We start from the raw sequence: 18,614 nt of genomic DNA, 5'->3' as shown, positions 1-18,614 counted from the left end.
CGCCCGGTTACATTCCGAACCCGGAAGCTAAGCCTCACAGCGCCGATGGTACTGCAGGGGGGACCCTGTGGGAGAGTAGGACACCGCCGAACAATTCTTCAGAAGGTCGGATCCTGAACTTCGGTTCGGGGTCCGGCCTTTTTATTTTTTGCGTAACGTGTCGTTCACGTTCCGCGCCCAGCATCCAGCTCATGGGAACTGCTGCAATGCTCAGGGCCGCCGGTGTCGGAGTCGGTGACGAGGTCGTCGTACCGGCCTTCGGGAACGTCGAGGTTGCCGAGGCCGTCACCCTGGCCGGCGCGCTCCCGGTGTTCGCCGACATAGATCCCCTCACCTACTGCCTCGACCCGGACTCGGTCGAGGCGTCCGTAACTCCCCGTACCGCGGCCGTCGTTGTGGTCCACCGCTTCGGACGGCGGGCCGACATCGGGCGGTTGCACGCGCTCGGTCAGCGGCACGAGCTCCTGGTGCTGGAACAGGGCGAGTCCGAGGCGCCGTGCGACGAGATGGCGCAGCGCAGAGAGCGGGCCGCCTACCTCGACGGCAGACTGAAGGGCGTGCGGACGCCGGACAGCGGGGACGGGCACACCTACCAGCAGTACGTCGTGCGGGTGCCGGGCAACGGCCGGCCGGACCGGGACGCCTTCGCACGTGCCCTGCGGACCAGGGGAGTCGACTGTCGGGTGCCGGTGAAGACGCCCGTGCACCGGCTGCCGGAATTCCGCCGCTGCGTTTCGCTGCCGCAGACGGAACTGGCCGCCGACGAGACGCTCGCGCTGCCCGTCGACGCCTCGCTCACCAAGCGGGAGATGCAGCGCATCGCCGCCGCCTGCAACGCCCTCGGCGGACTGCTCCAGCCCGCCTTCTGAACGGTCACCGAACGAGTTTGGGAAGTCGGGCCTGTTCGGGGTAGAGTTTCTTCGTCACCGCGAGGGAAACCTCGAAAAAGACAGGCCCCCATAGCTCAGTCGGCAGAGCGTCTCCATGGTAAGGAGAAGGTCAACGGTTCGATTCCGTTTGGGGGCTCCAGAAAAAAGGCCTCACCCTTCCGGGTGGGGCCTTTTTCATGTCTCACGCCTCCTTGTGGATTCCCGGGACCCGCATCGCCAGAATCGCCATGTCGTCTGACGGGGCGTCGGATGCGAAGCGTTCCACCGCGCGCATGATGCGGGCCGCGACCGCGCCGGCCGTCAGGCCCGTGCACGTGGTGAGAACGTCGGCGAGGCCGTCGTCGCCGAGCATGCGCGTGCCCTCGCGGCGTTCGGTGACGCCGTCCGTGACGCAGAGCAGCACATCGCCGGGGTCGAGGGTGACCGTCTCCTCGTACAGCTCCAGGTCCTCGATGACGCCCAGCAGCGGCTGCGGCTCGGCCGCCGCCACCACCGTGCCGTCCTGGCGCAGACGCAGCGGGAGCGGGTGGCCGGCGCAGACCACCTTCAGCTCGGCGCTGCCGTCCTCCTGCAGCCGCAGTTCGCCGTACAGGAGCGTCAGGAAGCGGCTGCGGTCGCCCTCGTCGAGGATCGCGGAGTTCAGGCGCTCCAGGACCGCCGGGCCGCTCAGGCCCTCACGGGCCAGCAGGCGCAGGGCGTGCCGGGCGAGGCCGGTGACCGCCGCCGCGTTGGGGCCCGTACCGCAGACGTCGCCGATGGCGAAGCCGTACGCGCCGTTGCCGATGGGGAAGAGGTCGTAGAAGTCGCCGCCGACCTCGTTGCCCTCGCCGGCCGCGCGGTAGATGACCTCCACCTCGACGCCGTCGATGTGCGGGGTGCCGGGCGGGAGCAGGCTGCGCTGGAGGGCCTGGCTGATGGCCGTGCGCTCCGAGTAGAGGCGGGCGTTGTCCAAGGCGAGGGCGGCCCGGCGGGACAGGTCCTCGGCCAGTTCCAGGATCTCCTGGCGGAAGTGCTCGTCGGTGGGCTTGCCGAGGACCAGCATGCCGATCACGCGGTTGCGGGCGACGAGCGGCAGGACGACCGTCTCGCCGCCGACGGCGGAGGCCGTCGCGAGGGTCGGGCCGATGCCGGAGGCGATCTGGTGCGTGGGGCCGCCGGTCAGGCCGAGGCTGCGCATGGAGGTGCGCAGGGCGGCCTGGTGGGCGACCTCGCCCGGAACCGTCCAGACGCGGGCGCCGGGCGTCGGCACCGGGTCCGGCGGGGAGATCTTCGACAGCAACGACTTGATGCCGTCGATGAGTTCCTCGTCCTCGTGCAGCACGTACGAGAGATACGGCTCGGAGGCCTGGTCGGCGATCGTGTAGACGGCGCACCAGGTGGCCAGCGTCGGGACCGTCATCTGTGCCATGAGGGCGAGCGTCTGGTCGCGGTCCAGGGTGCCGGCCAGCAGGTCGGACGCCTCGACCAGGAAGCTCAGGGAGCCGCGGCGCAGCCGCTCCAGCTCGCCGAGGCGGGCCGACTCCACGGCCAGGGCGATGCGGTCGGCGGCGAACTGGAGCCGCAGCGCCTCCTCGTTCGAATATCTGCCGGGCGCCTCGGCCGCGACGCCGAGGGAGCCGGTGAGGCGGCCCTCGACCTTCAGCGGGACGGTGACGACCGAGCGCATGCCGGTGCCGCCCAGGAGGGGTACGGCGCCGGGCACGGCCGTCAGGTCGTCGTGGACGGCGGGCATGCGCGCCGAGCCGTAGCGGCCGGGGCCCGCCTCGACGGGCACGCGCGCGAAGCGCTGGCGCGCGGAGGGCAGGCCGGTGGAGGCGCGGACCTCCAGCTCCGTCTCGTCGTCGGTGGCCAGCAGCAGGAAGGCGGAGTCGCCGTCGAGCATGTCGCGGGCGCGCTCCACCGTGCGCTGGAGCAGGCCGTCGAGGTCGTCCGGGGCGGGGGAGCCGATGAAGACCTCGAAGGGGTCGGTGCTCTGGCCGTCGGCGGAGGCCTGGTCGGTGGCGGGGACGCGCGTCGGGGTCTGGAGGACGGCGCGCTCGTGGTCCCGGACCAGGAGGCAGACGGTGGAGGGCTCCCCGCCGGTGTCGCGGACCCTGAGGTGGGAGGCGTACACCTGGAGCACCCGGCCGTCGGCGCCGCGGATGCCGTAGCTGCCCTCCCAGCGCGAGAGCTGGAGGGCCTCGGCGACGCCCGTGCCGGTGCCGGGGGTGTGCGGCCAGGCCGCGAACTCGGTGAGGGGCTTGCCGATGACGTCGGCGGCCGAGTAGCCGAAGAGTTCCTCCGCGTCCTCGTTCCAGGCGGTGACGGCGCCCTTGCGGTCGACCTGGAGGACGGCGACGCGGACCCGGCCGTCGGCCAGGGGGAGGAGGTGGGCGGGCAGGGAGGGGCCGGCCGTGCGAGTGCCGACCGGACGTTCGGGCAGGTTGAGCTGGAACCAGACGTGTTTGTGGGTGGGCGTGTAGTCGACGCCCCAGCGGGTGGCCAGGGCCGCGCACAGCTGGAGGCCGCGGCCGCCCTCGCGGTCGGGGCTGCCCATGGGGGAGGCGGAGTGCTGGAGGGGAACCTCGCGCTCGGGGTAGCGGTCGGCGACCTCGATGCGCACACCCACGTCGGTGCGCAGGCACAGCACCTCCGCGTGCGTGCCCGCGTGGACGACCGCGTTGGTCACCAGTTCGCTGGTGAGGACGACGGCGTCGTCGACGATGTCGGCGAAGCCCCAGCCCTGGAGGGTGTCGCGGACGAAGGACCGGGCGGTCGCGACAGATCGCCCGACGGGCTCGAAAGTGGCGGCCGCGCGCGCGGTGATCACAGAACTCCTCGGCCGGTTGTCTGTAGGCAGGGCTGGGTGGCCGCCGGGCTCGCGCCGCTGCTGCGGCATGGGCGCGCCCGTCGGCTGTGGCTCCGGGGTCTGTCCCCCGGGGATCAGTCCGGTGGTCATGGTCTGCGGCCGCCCCTCCGATGCCCGCTCGTTCTCGTGCCACCGCCCAGGCCGGTCGGAGCCGGTGCGGCTGGACAGCCGCATGCAAGGTTACTTACCTTCGCCGTCCGAGAGGATGCCGGTCGCCGGTGTTTACGCCCCCAGGGTGTGCGGACGATGTGCGAAGCTGCCGAACTGTTATGGCCTGGTTCGGGCAGGGTGAAACACTGGGCAAGCTTCTGATGAAGGTCGGGTCGGGGTGCGTGTGTTCCGTGAACGGCGGGCAGCAGCCCCTGGTGCGGCCGGATCTCGTCTGGCAGAAATACGCATCAGTAACGGGTACGCGGAAGCAACCGGTATGCCGAGGAGCGGCGTGCCGGGCCGAAGCGGCAGCAGAGGGCAGTAACGGTCGATCCCCCGGGAGGGACACAGTGGAGTCTGGCGCAGCGACGCGTGGCACGAAGACGCGCGCGAAGGGCGGACCGTCCCTGGGCAGGAGCGGCGGAACCACCGAGGTGGACACCGCTGCCCTGAACCGTCTGCTGGCGGCTCTCGTGTCGATGCGGGACGGGAACTTCCGCAAGCGGCTCACGGTGTCCGGGGACGGCGTGATGTCGGAGATCTCGGCGGTCTTCAACGAGGTGGCCGACCGCAATCTGCATCTGACCGGTGAGCTGTCGCGGGTGCGGCGCATGGTGGGGCGCGAGGGAAAGCTCACGGAACGGCTGGAGACGGGGGCCTGTGAGGGCTCCTGGGCGACCGCGATCGACAACTCGAACGCGCTGGTGGACGACCTGGTCTGGCCCGTGTCCGAGGTCAGCCGGGTGCTCACGGCGGTCGCGGAAGGCGACCTGTCGCCGCGGATGGAGCTGCGGACGCAGGCGCCGGACGGCGGCACCGGGCATCCGCTGCGGGGTGAGTTCCTGAAGGTCGGCCGTACCGTCAACAACCTGGTCGACCAGCTGTCGACCTTCACCGACGAGGTCACGCGCGTGGCCAGTGAGGTCGGCACCGAGGGCAAGCTCGGCGGCCAGGCCCAGGTGCGCGGGATGTCCGGTTCGTGGAAGGACCTGACCGAGTCCGTCAACACCATGGCGTACCGGCTGACCGCTCAGGTGCGGGACATCGCACTGGTGACCACCGCGGTGGCCAAGGGTGACCTGTCACGCAAGGTGACCGTCCATGTCGCCGGCGAGATGCTGGAGCTGAAGAACACCGTCAACACGATGGTGGACCAGCTGTCGTCCTTCTCCTCGGAGGTCACCAGGGTGGCCCGGGAAGTGGGTACCGAGGGCATCCTGGGCGGTCAGGCGCAGGTCCCCGGGGTGGCCGGGGTGTGGAAGGAGCTGACCGACTCCGTCAACACGATGGCGGGCAACCTGACCGCGCAGGTGCGTGGGATCTCGCAGGTCACGACCGCTGTCGCGAACGGTGATCTGTCACAGAAGGTGACCGTTCCGGCGCGTGGCGAGGTGGCGCAGCTCGCGGAGACGATCAACCAGATGACCGAGACGCTGCGGATCTTCGCGGACGAGGTCACCCGCGTGGCCAACGAGGTCGGCGCGGAGGGGCGGCTCGGCGGTCAGGCGAACGTGCCGGGCGCGGCCGGTACGTGGAAGGACCTGACGGACTCGGTCAACACGGTGTTCCGGAACCTGACCACGCAAGTGCGGGACATCGCCGCCGTGACGACCGCGGTGGCCAGCGGTGATCTGTCGCAGAAGGTCACCGTGGACGTGGCGGGCGAGATGCTGGAGCTGAAGAACACCGTCAACGGGATGGTGGACCAGCTGTCGGCGTTCGGTGCCGAGGTGACGCGGGTCGCGCGGGAGATCGGTGTCGAGGGTGAGCTGGGCGGCCAGGCGCAGGTGTCGGGCGCGGCCGGTGCCTGGAAGGATCTGACCGACTCCGTCAACACCGCGTTCCGCAACCTCACCGGGCAGGTGCGCAACATCGCCCAGGTGACCACGGCGGTGGCCAACGGTGATCTCTCCCAGAAGGTCACGGTCGACGTCTCCGGCGAGATGCTGCAGCTGAAGAACACCGTGAACACGATGGTGGACCAGCTGTCGTCCTTCGCGGACCAGGTAACCAGGATGGCCCGTGACGTGGGCACGGAGGGCAGGCTGGGCGGTCAGGCCCGGGTGGACGGCGTGTCGGGCACCTGGAAGGAGCTGACGGACTCCGTCAACTTCATGGCCGGCAACCTGACCTCCCAGGTGCGGCAGATCGCGCAGGTGACGACGGCCGTGGCGCGCGGTGACCTGTCGCAGAAGATCGATGTTGACGCGCGCGGCGAGATCCTTGAGCTGAAGAACACGATCAACACCATGGTTGATCAACTGTCCGCCTTCGCCGACCAGGTGACCCGGGTGGCCCGTGACGTGGGCACGGAGGGCCGGCTGGGCGGCCAGGCGCAGGTGCCCGGGGTCGCCGGAGTGTGGCGGGACCTGACGGACTCCGTGAACGGCATGGCCGGCAACCTGACGGCCCAGGTGCGCAACATCGCCCAGGTCGCCACCGCGGTGGCCCGCGGTGACCTCTCCCAGAAGATCACCGTGGACGCCCGCGGGGAGATCCTGGAGCTGAAGAACACCCTGAACACCATGGTCGACCAGCTGTCGTCGTTCGCCCAGGAGGTCACGCGGGTGGCCCGTGAGGTGGGCACGGAGGGCATCCTCGGCGGTCAGGCCGAGGTGCAGGGTGTCTCCGGCACCTGGAAGGACCTCACGCAGTCCGTGAACTTCATGGCGAACAACCTGACCATCCAGGTGCGCAACATCGCCGAGGTCACGACCGCGGTCGCCAAGGGCGACCTGTCCAAGAAGATCACTGTTGACGCGAAGGGCGAGATCCTTGAGCTCGTCACGACGGTCAACACGATGGTTGATCAGCTGTCCAGCTTCGCCGAGCAGGTGACCCGGGTGGCCCGTGAGGTGGGCACCGAGGGCATCCTGGGCGGCCAGGCCCACGTGCCGGGTGTCACGGGCATCTGGAAGGACCTGAGCAACAACGTGAACCTCATGGCCAACAACCTGACCATGCAGGTGCGGAACATCTCCCAGGTGGCCGCGGCCGTCGCCAACGGCGACCTGACGCGGCAGGTGACGATCGAGGCGAGCGGCGAGGTCGCGCAGCTCGCCGACACCATCAACACGATGGTGAAGACGCTGAGTTCGTTCGCCGACCAGGTCACCAAGGTGGCCCGTGAGGTGGGCACGGACGGCATCCTGGGCGGCCAGGCGCATGTGCCCGGCGTGGCGGGCACATGGAAGGACCTCACCGAGTCCGTGAACCAGATGGCGTCCAACCTGACCGGCCAGGTGCGCAATATCGCCATGGTCACGACGGCGATCGCCAAGGGTGACCTGACGAAGAAGATCGACATTGACGCCCGCGGTGAGATTCTTGAGCTGAAGACGACGATCAACACGATGGTTGACCAGCTGTCCAGCTTCGCCGAGGAGGTCACGCGGGTGGCCCGCGAGGTGGGCACCGAGGGGCAGCTCGGCGGTCAGGCGCGCGTGCGGGACGTCGACGGCACCTGGCGGGACCTGACCGAGTCGGTGAACGAGATGGCCGGGAACCTGACCCGGCAGGTGCGTGCCATCGCGCGCGTGGCGACCGCGGTGACCCGCGGTGACCTGAACCTGAAGATCGACGTCGACGCGTCCGGCGAGATCCAGGAGCTGCAGGACTACATCAACAAGATGATCGCCAACCTGCGCGACACCACGATCGCCAACAAGGAGCAGGACTGGCTCAAGGGCAACCTGGCCCGTATCTCCGCCCTGATGCAGGGCCGCCGGGACCTGGAGGACGTGGCCTCGCTGATCATGAGCGAGCTGACACCGGTGGTCTCGGCGCAGCACGGCGCGTTCTTCGTGGCGATGCCGCTCATGGAGGGCAAGGACGTCGCCGGCGGGGAGGACGACTACGAGCTGCGGATGCTGGGCTCGTACGGCTACTCGATGGGTTCCATGCCGACGTCGTTCCGGCCCGGTGAGGCGCTGGTGGGCACGGCGGCCGAGGAGAAGCGGGCGATCCTCGTGGAGAACGCGCCCAGCGGCTATCTGAAGATCTCCTCCGGGCTCGGAGAGGCTCCGCCGGCGCAGGTGATCGTGCTGCCGGTGCTGTTCGAGGGCAAGGTGCTCGGCGTGATCGAGCTGGCCTCCTTCACGCCGTTCACGCAGATCCAGAAGGACTTCCTCAACCAGATCGCCGAGATGATCGCGACGAGCGTCAACACCATCTCGGTCAACACCAAGACCGAGCAGCTGCTGAAGCAGTCGCAGGAGCTCACCGAACAACTGCGTGAGCGCTCGGCCGAGTTGGAGAACCGGCAGAAGGCGCTGCAGGTGTCCAACGCCGAACTGGAGGAGAAGGCCGAGCTGCTGGCCCGTCAGAACCGCGACATCGAGGTGAAGAACACCGAGATCGAGGAGGCCCGGCAGGTCCTGGAGGAGCGCGCCGAGCAGCTCGCGGTGTCGATGCGCTACAAGAGCGAGTTCCTCGCCAACATGTCGCACGAGCTGCGCACCCCGCTCAACTCGCTGCTGATCCTGGCCAAGCTGCTCGCCGACAACGCCGAGGGCAATCTCTCGCCCAAGCAGGTCGAGTTCGCCGAGACCATCCACGGCGCCGGCTCGGACCTGCTCCAGCTGATCAACGACATCCTCGACCTGTCGAAGGTCGAGGCGGGCAAGATGGACGTCTCGCCGACGCGTATCGCGCTCGTGCAGCTCGTGGACTACGTGGAGGCCACCTTCCGGCCGCTGACCGCGGAGAAGGGCCTGGACCTGTCGGTGCGGGTCTCCCCGGAGCTGCCCGCGACCCTGCACACCGACGAGCAGCGGCTGCTGCAGGTGCTGCGCAACCTGCTGTCCAACGCGGTGAAGTTCACCGACTCCGGGTCGGTGGAGCTGGTGATCCGGCCCGCCGGGGCCAATGTGCCGCACAAGATCCGCGAGCAGCTGCTGGAGGCCGGTTCGCTGACCGACCCGGACGGCGAGCTGATCGCGTTCTCCGTGACCGACACCGGCATCGGCATCGCCGCCAGCAAGATGCGGGTGATCTTCGAGGCGTTCAAGCAGGCGGACGGCACCACGAGCCGCAAGTACGGCGGCACCGGCCTCGGCCTGTCGATCTCCCGGGAGATCGCGCAGCTGCTCGGCGGTGAGATCCAGGCACAGAGCGAACCGGGTCGCGGCTCCACGTTCACCCTGTACCTGCCGCTGCACCCGACCGAGCTGCCCCCGCAGGGCTACCAGCAGTCGGTGGCCCCGCTGGAGGCCGGCGAGCTGGTCGCCTCCGAGGCCGGGCGGTCCTCGGAGCTGTCCGTCGTGGAGATCGAGATGCCGGCCGAGGTGAAGTCCTACCGCGAGACGCAGAACGGTCCCGCGGCGCTCTTCCGGCGCCGTCGGCGGAGCTTGCCGCCGGGCGAGCAGCGCACCGAGCAGTGGTCGGCGCCCGAGCAGGGGAGCTCGCAGCCGGTGCGCGCGGTGCGCTTCGGCGGCGAGAAGGTGCTGATCGTCGATGACGACATCCGCAACGTGTTCGCGCTCACCAGCGTCCTGGAGCAGCACGGGCTGTCGGTGCTGTACGCCGAGAACGGCCGCGAGGGCATCGAGGTCCTGGAGCAGCACGACGACGTGGCGGTGGTGCTGATGGACATCATGATGCCCGAGATGGACGGGTACGCGACGACCACGGCGATCCGCAGGATGCCGCAGTTCGCGGGCCTGCCGATCATCGCGCTGACCGCCAAGGCGATGAAGGGCGACCGGGAGAAGGCGATCGAGTCGGGCGCCTCCGACTACGTGACGAAACCGGTCGACCCGGACCATCTGCTGGCCGTGATGCAGCAGTGGATGCGTGGGAAGTGACGGGATCGGCAGACCGGAATGTGAACACCCGGGGAACCCCCGGCGTGTGCGGGGAGTTGCCCGCATAAGGTGGCTGCGAACGTATGGGAATCTGGGATTCCGGGAACCATCCGGCATCCCGCCCCGTTTCCGCTACGTGCACAGTGACATCGCGGTGACAGGGTGTGGCGACAGGCGGGGTGCGGCTACGATGACCGGCACAAGGACGGGCGGCGAAACGGAGTCGTCCCCTGGGGCGGCGCCCGGTGTACCGCCGGGGCGAGGAGGGCGGGCCATGGTGCAGAAGGCCAAGATCCTCCTGGTCGATGACCGGCCGGAGAATCTGCTGGCGCTGGAGGCCATCCTCTCTGCGCTCGATCAGACGCTGGTGCGGGCATCGTCCGGGGAGGAAGCGCTCAAGGCACTGCTCACGGACGATTTCGCGGTCATTCTGCTGGACGTCCAGATGCCGGGCATGGACGGGTTCGAGACGGCTGCGCACATCAAGCGGCGCGAGCGGACCCGGGACATCCCGATCATCTTCCTCACGGCGATCAACCACGGCCCGCACCACACCTTCCGCGGCTACGCGGCGGGTGCGGTGGACTACATCTCGAAGCCGTTCGACCCGTGGGTGCTGCGCGCGAAGGTCTCGGTCTTCGTCGAGCTGTACATGAAGAACTGCCAGCTGCGGGAGCAGGCGGCGCTGCTGCGGCTGCAGTTGGAGGGCGGCGGCAAGGGCGCGGTCGGCGGCAAGGAGTCGGCCGGGCTGCTCGCGGAGCTGTCCGCGCGGCTCGCGGCCGTCGAGGAGCAGGCCGAGGCGCTGTCCAAGCAGCTGGACGACGACTCCGCGGACGCGGCCGCGGTGGCCACGGCCGCCCATCTGGAGCGCAAACTCACCGGGCTGCGCCGCGCGCTCGACGCCCTGGAGCCGGGCGCGGGCGCCAACGGTTCGTCGGTGCCGTCGCAGAACTGACATATGCGCGAGCGACAGTTGCCGGTGAGCGTGCGTCAGTTTCGCGCACCGGCAAGGGCGACACGAACGGGTGAAGCTGTGGCCACGCGTGTCCACTGTCGTCTCCCCCGGTAATCTCACACTCATGGCCTCACGTCCCTCCGCAGCCAAGAAGCAGCCCGCGAAGAAGGCGGCCGCTCCCGCGAAGGCTCCGGCGAGGAGGGCCCCGGCCAAGAAGGCGCCCGCCAAGAAGGCCGTGGCGAAGAAGGCCGCGCCGAAGCCGGCGCCCAGCCCCACAGGGGGCGTGTACCGGCTCGTGCGCGCCCTCTGGCTGGGTCTCGCGCACGCCGTCGGCGCCGTCTTCCGCGGCATAGGGCAGGGCGCCCGGAACCTCGACCCGGCCCACCGCAAGGACGGCGTCGCGCTGCTGCTGTTCGGCATCGCGCTGATCGTCGCCGCCGGCACCTGGGCCGATCTGAAGGGCCCCGTCGGCGACCTGGTGGCGATCCTGGTCACCGGCGCCTTCGGCCGGCTCGACCTGCTGGTGCCGATACTGCTCGCGGTGATCGCCGTACGGTTCATCCGGCACCCGGAGCAGCCTGAGGCCAACGGCCGGATCGTGATCGGCCTGTCCGCGCTCGTCATCGGCGTGCTCGGCCAGGTCCACATCGCGTGCGGCTCGCCCGCCCGCAGCGACGGCATGCAGGCCATAAGGGACGCCGGCGGCCTCATCGGGTGGGCGGCGGCGACCCCGCTGACGTACACCATGACCGACATGCTCGCCGTGCCCCTGCTGGTGCTGCTGACCGTCTTCGGCCTGCTCGTGGTGACCGCCACCCCCGTCAACGCCATCCCGCAGCGGCTGCGTGCGCTCGGCGTACGCCTGGGCGTGCTGCACGACCACGAGGCCGAGGACTTCACCGAGGACGACGGCCGCTACGAGGAACAGTGGCGCGAGGCGCTGCCCGCGCGCCCCCGCGGGCGCCGGAGCGCCCCCCAGGCGTACGACCGCGACGGCGCCGAGCAGGAGGCGCTCTCGCAGCGCCGCGGCCGCCCCAGGCGCTCCGCGGTGCCCCAGCCCGACCCGCAGCGGCAGATGGACGCCGTGGACGTGGCCGCGGCCGCCGCTGCCGCCCTCGACGGCGCCGTCCTGCACGGCATGCCGCCCTCCCCGCTCGTCGCCGACCTCACCCAGGGCGTCAGCGTCGGCGACCGCGAGGAGACGACCCCGGTACCGGCCCCGGCCCAGGCCCCCGCGCCCGCTCCGACGCCGGTCCCGGCCGCGCGCCCCAGGCAGGAGAAGCTCAAGGCCGACGGCGTCGTCCCCGACCTCACCAAGAAGGCCCCCGACGCGCCACGCGACCTGCCCGCGCGCGCGGAGCAGCTCCAGCTCTCCGGGGACATCACCTACGCGCTGCCCAACCTGGACCTGCTCGAGCGCGGCGGCCCCGGCAAGGCGCGCAGCGCCGCCAACGACGCGGTCGTCGCCTCGCTCACCCAGGTCTTCACCGAGTTCAAGGTCGACGCTGCCGTCACCGGCTTCACGCGCGGCCCGACGGTCACCCGCTACGAGGTGGAGCTCGGGCCCGCCGTGAAGGTCGAGCGGATCACCGCGCTGACCAAGAACATCGCGTACGCGGTCGCCAGCCCGGACGTGCGGATCATCAGCCCCATCCCCGGCAAGTCCGCGGTGGGCATCGAGATCCCGAACACCGACCGCGAGATGGTCAACCTCGGCGACGTGCTGCGTCTCGCGGAGTCCGCCGAGGACGACGACCCGATGCTGGTCGCCTTCGGCAAGGACGTCGAGGGCGGGTACGTCATGCACTCGCTGGCGAAGATGCCGCACATGCTCGTCGCCGGCGCCACCGGTTCCGGCAAGTCGTCCTGCATCAACTGCCTGATCACCTCGATCATGATGCGGGCGACCCCCGAGGACGTCCGGATGATCCTGGTCGACCCCAAGCGGGTCGAGCTGACCGCCTACGAGGGCATCCCGCACCTGATCACGCCGATCATCACCAACCCCAAGCGGGCCGCCGAGGCCCTGCAGTGGGTCGTACGCGAGATGGACCTCAGGTACGACGACCTGGCCGCCTACGGCTTCCGGCACATCGACGACTTCAACCGCGCGGTGCGCGAGGGCAGGGTCAACCCGCCGGAGGGCAGCGAACGCGAGCTCCAGCCGTACCCGTACCTGCTCGTGATCGTGGACGAGCTGGCCGACCTGATGATGGTCGCCCCGCGCGACGTCGAGGACGCGATCGTGCGCATCACCCAGCTCGCGCGCGCGGCCGGCATCCACCTGGTGCTCGCCACCCAACGCCCGTCCGTCGACGTGGTCACCGGTCTGATCAAGGCCAACGTGCCCTCCCGGCTGGCCTTCGCCACCTCCTCGCTGGCCGACTCGCGGGTCATCCTCGACCAGCCCGGCGCCGAGAAGCTGATCGGCAAGGGCGACGGCCTCTTCCTGCCGATGGGCGCGAACAAGCCGACCCGTATGCAGGGTGCGTTCGTGACCGAGGCCGAGGTCGCGGCGGTCGTACAGCACTGCAAGGACCAGATGGCGCCGGTCTTCCGGGACGACGTCACCGTCGGCACCAAGCAGAAGAAGGAGATCGACGAGGACATCGGCGACGACCTCGACCTGCTGTGCCAGGCGGCCGAACTGGTCGTCTCCACCCAGTTCGGGTCGACGTCCATGCTCCAGCGCAAGCTTCGGGTCGGCTTCGCCAAGGCCGGCCGTCTCATGGACCTCATGGAGTCCCGCAACGTCGTGGGACCCAGCGAGGGCTCCAAGGCACGTGACGTTCTGGTGAAACCCGACGAGCTTGACGGCGTGCTCGCCATGATTCGCGGGGAAATCGAGGGATAGTACGAAGAGCCGTCCGGTGAGCGCGGGTTGCGCCGGACGGCCCGATCGCCGTGACCGACCCGTTAGCGATCGGCGAGCAACCGTTTCCCTTTGCCGTACGTCAAGTTGAGCGAGAGGACAGGTAGGCCTACCGATTTCGGGTATCAGCCTGTCCAGCCGTCGGGATGTCGGGCCATTCCGACGGCGTACAGAGTCCGACCGCCCGGTTGCCCCACCCTTTCGTACCCCCCCTAGACTGAGCTTCCAGCACAGGTGGCTACACGCTCGAAAGGCGCCCCCGTGTCCATCGGCAACTCCCCTGAAGACGAGCGTCCCTTCCAAGACGAGTCCCAGGAAGCCCGAACCTCCGTGGGCCGTGCCCTCCAACAGGCGCGGATCGCGGCCGGGCTCACGGTCGACGACGTCAGCAGCGCCACTCGTGTCCGCATCGCCATCGTGCACGCCATCGAGTCGGACGACTTCGCCCCCTGCGGTGGCGACGTGTACGCGCGCGGGCACATCCGCACGCTGGCCAGGGCCGTGCACCTCGATCCCGAGCCCCTGATCGCCCAGTTCGACGCCGAGCGCGGCGGCCGTCCCGCGCCCACCCCGGCCGCGCCCCTGTTCGAGGCCGAGCGGATCCGTCCCGAGCGCCGCGGGCCGAACTGGACCGCGGCGATGGTCGCCGCGATCGTCGTGGTGATCGGCTTCGTCGGGTTCACGGCGTTCAAGGGCGGCAACGGCGGCAGCGACGCGAAGTCGCAGGTCGCCGAGGGCACCACGCCCGCCGCCGGCAAGTCGGCCTCGCCGGCCCCGACCAAGGACAAGTCCGCCGCACCGACCCCCGCGCCCTCCGACAGCGCCATCGCGGCCGCTCCTCAGGACAAGGTGACCGTCCAGATCAGCGCGCCGAACGGGCGCAGCTGGATCTCGGCCAAGGACCACAACGGCCGGATGCTCTTCGACGGGCTGCTGGACAAGGGCCAGTCCAAGACCTTCCAGGACAGCACCAAGATCAACCTGATCCTCGGTGACGCCGGCGCGATCGAGCTCTACGTCAACGGCAAGAAGATCGACGACAACTTCCGGCCCGGCGCCGTGGAGCGTCTCACCTACACCAAGGGCGACCCCGTAGCGGGCTGACTCGTCCTTCCGGAAGCGCCTGTGACGGGGTTGGCCAAGATCGGCCAACCCCGTCGACGTGGGCTGTCAGTGAGACAAAGTAGTCTTGAGCCCATGCCTGAACGCCGTACCGTCGCACTCGTCACTCTCGGCTGTGCCCGTAACGAGGTGGACTCCGAGGAGCTCGCAGGCCGTTTGGAAGCGGACGGCTGGCAGCTCGTCGAGGACGCCACGGACGCCGACGTCGCCGTGGTCAACACCTGTGGCTTCGTCGAAGCCGCGAAGAAGGACTCCGTCGACGCCCTGCTGGAGGCCAACGACCTCAAGGGTCACGGCAGAACCCAGGCCGTCGTGGCGGTGGGCTGCATGGCCGAGCGGTACGGCAAGGAACTGGCCGAGGCGCTGCCCGAGGCCGACGGCGTGCTCGGGTTCGACGACTACGCGAACATCTCCGACCGCCTGCAGACCATCCTGTCCGGCGGTGTGCACGCCGCCCACACCCCGCGCGACCGCCGCAAGCTGCTGCCGATCAGCCCGGCCGAGCGCCAGGAATCGGCCGTCTCCGTCGCGCTGCCCGGGCACGGCCCCGCCGACCTCCCCGACGGCGTGGCGCCCGCCTCCGGCCCCCGCGCGCCCCTGCGCCGCCGGCTGGACGGCTCGCCGGTCGCCTCGGTGAAGCTCGCCTCGGGCTGCGACCGGCGCTGCTCCTTCTGCGCCATCCCGTCCTTCCGGGGCTCCTTCATCTCCCGCCGGCCGAGCGACGTCCTGAACGAGACGCGCTGGCTGGCCGAGCAGGGCGTGAAGGAGATCATGCTGGTCTCCGAGAACAACACCTCCTACGGCAAGGACCTCGGCGACATCCGCCTGCTGGAGTCCCTGCTGCCGGAGCTGGCCGAGGTCGACGGCATCGAGCGGGTGCGGGTGAGCTACCTGCAGCCGGCCGAGATGCGTCCGGGACTCATCGACGTCCTGACCTCGACCCCCAAGATCACGCCGTACTTCGACCTGTCCTTCCAGCACTCCGCGCCCGGTGTGCTTCGCGCGATGCGCCGCTTCGGCGACACCGACCGCTTCCTGGAGCTGCTCGACACCATCCGCGGCAAGGCCCCCGAGGCCGGCGTGCGCTCCAACTTCATCGTCGGCTTCCCCGGCGAGAGCGAGGCCGACCTGGCCGAGCTGGAGCGCTTCCTGAACGGCGCCCGCCTGGATGCCATCGGTGTCTTCGGGTACTCCGACGAGGAGGGCACGGAGGCGGCGACGTACGACGACAAGCTCGACGAGGACGTCGTCGCCGAGCGCCTGGCCAGGGTGTCCCGGCTGGCCGAGGAGCTCGTCTCGCAGCGCGCCGAGGAGCGCGTCGGCGAGACCGTGCACGTCCTGGTCGAGTCCGTGGACGACGAGGAGGGCGTGTACGGCCGCGCCGCGCACCAGGCGCCGGAGACGGACGGCCAGGTGCTGCTGACGAGCGGCGAAGGCCTGAGCGTCGGACGTATGGTCGAGGCGAAGGTGGTCGGTACGGAGGGTGTCGACCTGGTGGCCGAGCCGCTGGCCGGCTCGCTCGCGTGTAGTGAGGAGGCGGGCAGATGACCGGAGTCCCGGCATCCGCCGCGGGCGGCTCCTCCGGCGCGCGGGGCTCCGCCGCCGCCGCAGACGGCGTGGCGTCCGAGGTCTCCGGCTCTGCTCCTGCTCCTGGCTCCGACGCGAAGTCCGCACGCGGCGGGAAGATCGCGGCCGCGGCCGTCAACCAGGCCAGCGTGTGGAACGTCGCCAATCTGCTGACGATGCTGAGGCTGCTCCTGGTGCCCGGCTTCGTGGCGCTGATGCTGGCCCACGGCGGGTACGACCCGGCCTGGCGCTCGTTCGCCTGGGCGGCCTTCGCCGTCGCCATGATCACCGACCTGTTCGACGGGCACCTGGCGCGCACCTACAACCTGGTCACCGACTTCGGGAAGATCGCCGACCCCATCGCCGACAAGGCGATCATGGGAGCGGCGCTCATCTGCCTGTCCGCACTGGGTGATCTGCCATGGTGGGTGACGGGCGTCATCCTCGGCCGGGAACTCGGCATCACCCTGCTGCGTTTTCTGGTCATTCGCTACGGCGTCATCCCGGCCAGCCGCGGCGGCAAGCTCAAGACACTCACCCAGGGCGTGGCCGTCGGGATGTACGTGCTGGCACTGACGGGGTGGCTGGCCACTCTGAGGTTCTGGGTGATGGCCGCGGCGGTCGTTCTCACCGTCGTCACCGGACTCGACTATGTGAGACAAGCCATTGTGCTGCGACGGCAGGGAATCGCCGAGCGCGCGGCGGCGTTGGAGGAGAAGGAAGCGTGAGTTCTCCGGCCACCGAACTGGTGCGACTACTGACGGTGAGGGGTGAGACCCTCGCGGTCGCCGAGTCGCTCACCGGTGGCCTGGTCGCGGCGGAGATCACCGGCGTGCCCGGAGCGTCGAAGGTGTTCCGGGGCTCGATAACCGCCTACGCCACCGAGCTGAAGCACCAGCTGCTGGGCGTCGACGCCACCCTGCTGGCGCAGCGCGGAGCGGTGGATCCGCAGGTCGCCGCCGAGATGGCGGCCGGGGCGCGCAAGGCCCTGGGGGCCGACTGGGGCATCGCGACCACCGGCGTCGCAGGCCCGGACGCGCAGGACGGCAAGCCGGTCGGAACGGTCTTCGTGGCCGTGGACGGCCCGCTCACCGCCCGCTCCGCTTCCGCCGGTGGCGGAAAAGTCGAGGCCCTGCGGTTGAACGGCAGCCGTGCGGAAATTCGTATGGAGAGTGTACGGAGCGTACTCGCAGTGCTCCTCGAGCAGCTTGCGGGCGAACAGACCGGGAACCAGCGGGCACAGGATACGGAACGGAACGGGGGGTTTTGATGTTTGCAGCCCTGAGTGAACACGACATCGCTCCCCGCACGGCCGCGGCGCGAGGCGGTACGGTGGGGCGTGAAGGATGCGGCTACGCGGTCCGAGGAGGGAGCCACCGATGATTCTGCTCCGTCGCCTGCTGGGTGACGTGCTGCGTCGGCAGCGCCAACGCCAGGGCCGTACTCTGCGCGAAGTCTCCTCGTCCGCCCGAGTCTCACTCGGCTATCTCTCCGAGGTGGAGCGGGGGCAGAAGGAGGCTTCCTCCGAGCTGCTCTCCGCCATCTGCGACGCGCTGGACGTACGGATGTCGGAACTCATGCGGGAAGTGAGCGACGAGCTGGCGCTCGCCGAGCTGGCCCAGTCCGCCGCGGCCACCGAGCCCGTGCCCACGCCGGTCCGTCCGATGCTGGGTTCCGTCTCGGTGACCGGTGTGCCACCGGAACGGGTGACCATCAAGGCGCCCGCCGAGGCAGTGGACGTGGTCGCCGCGTGACGTTCGCGGCATAGAGAACCGAAACGTGTGAGGCCCCGGTCGGGCTGCTCGGGTGTTCCCGGGGAGCGTGACCGGGGCTTCGTGTTGCCCTCGTACCGGCCGGGATCGGCGGTGAGGGCTCCGTATTGCTCCGTTTGCCGGTACCGGGTGCGGCGGTCATGGTGGAGGGACCTGATGGCCGCCCAATCGCCGGAGGAAGCGGATGTACGTCGTGAAGAGCCCCCTGGCCGACGCGGATCTGAAGACCGTGTCCGAGGCGCTGCAGGGCGCCCTCGTGGACCTGGTGGACCTCGCCCTGGTCGCCAAGCAGATCCACTGGAACGTCGTCGGGCCCCGCTTCCGTTCCGTCCACCTCCAGCTGGACGAGGTCGTCGACTCCGCCCGCGCCCACTCCGACACCGTGGCCGAACGGGCCTCGGCGCTCGGCGTCCCGCCCGACGGGCGCGCCCCCTCGGTGGCCTCCGGCAGTGGCATCGGGACCACCCCGGCGGGCTGGATCAAGGACGGCGACGCGGTCGGCGCGATGGTGGACGCCCTCGGCGCGGTGATCACCGGGATGCGGGAGCGGGTGGAGGCGACCGGAGAGTCTGATCCCGTCACCCAGGACATCTTCATCGCGATCACCGCGGACCTGGAGAAGCACCACTGGATGT

11 protein-coding genes, 1 tRNA gene and 1 rRNA gene are annotated in these 18,614 nt (G+C 69.9%); 12 read left to right on the top strand and 1 reads right to left on the bottom strand.

Features of this window, described 5'->3' with window-relative positions; all coding sequences use genetic code 11:
• The 3 genes from rrf to ACWEN3_RS20760 form a co-directional block, all read left to right on the top strand.
• Positions 1-92, top strand: a 5S ribosomal RNA gene (rrf, locus tag ACWEN3_RS20770); the annotation flags it as partial.
• Between the two features lie 114 nt (positions 93-206).
• Positions 207-869, top strand: a complete 663-nt coding sequence (locus ACWEN3_RS20765; RefSeq protein WP_452972907.1) for a DegT/DnrJ/EryC1/StrS family aminotransferase — start codon at positions 207-209, stop codon at positions 867-869.
• 84 nt (positions 870-953) lie between these two features.
• Positions 954-1,029, top strand: a tRNA-Thr gene (locus ACWEN3_RS20760).
• A gap of 42 nt (positions 1,030-1,071) precedes the next feature.
• Here the strand turns inward: ACWEN3_RS20760 and ACWEN3_RS20755 are convergent.
• Positions 1,072-3,828 (bottom strand): SpoIIE family protein phosphatase, encoded by a 2,757-nt coding sequence (locus ACWEN3_RS20755; RefSeq protein ID WP_452972904.1) that lies wholly within the window; start codon positions 3,826-3,828, stop codon positions 1,072-1,074.
• 410 nt (positions 3,829-4,238) lie between these two features.
• On the opposite strand from ACWEN3_RS20755, the gene ACWEN3_RS20750 reads away from it, so the two are divergent.
• The 9 genes from ACWEN3_RS20750 to ACWEN3_RS20710 form a co-directional block, all read left to right on the top strand.
• A complete protein-coding gene (locus ACWEN3_RS20750) occupies positions 4,239-9,692 on the top strand; it encodes a HAMP domain-containing protein (protein WP_452972901.1) in 5,454 nt (1,817 codons plus the stop codon).
• Positions 9,693-9,966: 274 nt separating this feature from the next.
• Positions 9,967-10,647 (top strand): response regulator, encoded by a 681-nt coding sequence (locus ACWEN3_RS20745; RefSeq protein ID WP_452972898.1) that lies wholly within the window; start codon positions 9,967-9,969, stop codon positions 10,645-10,647.
• 124 nt (positions 10,648-10,771) lie between these two features.
• A complete protein-coding gene (locus tag ACWEN3_RS20740) occupies positions 10,772-13,501 on the top strand; it encodes a DNA translocase FtsK (RefSeq protein ID WP_452972895.1) in 2,730 nt (909 codons plus the stop codon).
• A 279-nt stretch (positions 13,502-13,780) separates the two neighbouring features.
• On the top strand, positions 13,781-14,623 hold the full coding sequence (locus tag ACWEN3_RS20735) for a helix-turn-helix domain-containing protein (protein ID WP_452972892.1): 843 nt from the start codon (positions 13,781-13,783) through the stop codon (positions 14,621-14,623).
• A 93-nt stretch (positions 14,624-14,716) separates the two neighbouring features.
• The gene (gene rimO / locus ACWEN3_RS20730) at positions 14,717-16,189 is read left to right on the top strand and encodes a 30S ribosomal protein S12 methylthiotransferase RimO (protein WP_452972889.1); all 1,473 of its coding nucleotides are present in this window, start codon (positions 14,717-14,719) and stop codon (positions 16,187-16,189) included.
• Positions 16,186-16,935 carry a CDP-diacylglycerol--glycerol-3-phosphate 3-phosphatidyltransferase gene (gene pgsA / locus ACWEN3_RS20725; RefSeq protein ID WP_452972886.1) on the top strand — a complete coding sequence of 250 codons (750 nt, stop codon included), beginning with the start codon at positions 16,186-16,188 and terminating at the stop codon, positions 16,933-16,935. Before rimO ends, pgsA begins: the two co-directional genes overlap by 4 nt.
• On the top strand, positions 16,932-17,477 hold the full coding sequence (locus ACWEN3_RS20720; RefSeq protein WP_452972883.1) for a CinA family protein: 546 nt from the start codon (positions 16,932-16,934) through the stop codon (positions 17,475-17,477). Before pgsA ends, ACWEN3_RS20720 begins: the two co-directional genes overlap by 4 nt.
• 109 nt (positions 17,478-17,586) lie before the next feature.
• A complete protein-coding gene (locus ACWEN3_RS20715) occupies positions 17,587-17,961 on the top strand; it encodes a helix-turn-helix domain-containing protein (RefSeq protein WP_030178264.1) in 375 nt (124 codons plus the stop codon).
• Between the two features lie 202 nt (positions 17,962-18,163).
• On the top strand, positions 18,164-18,614 hold a 451-nt coding region (locus ACWEN3_RS20710), incomplete at its 3' end, for a Dps family protein (RefSeq protein WP_452972879.1).

Source organism: Streptomyces sp. NPDC004561 (assembly GCF_053602155.1).
Note: the sequence above shows the minus strand (reverse complement) of the source record. Positions and strands in the feature narration are given on the sequence as shown.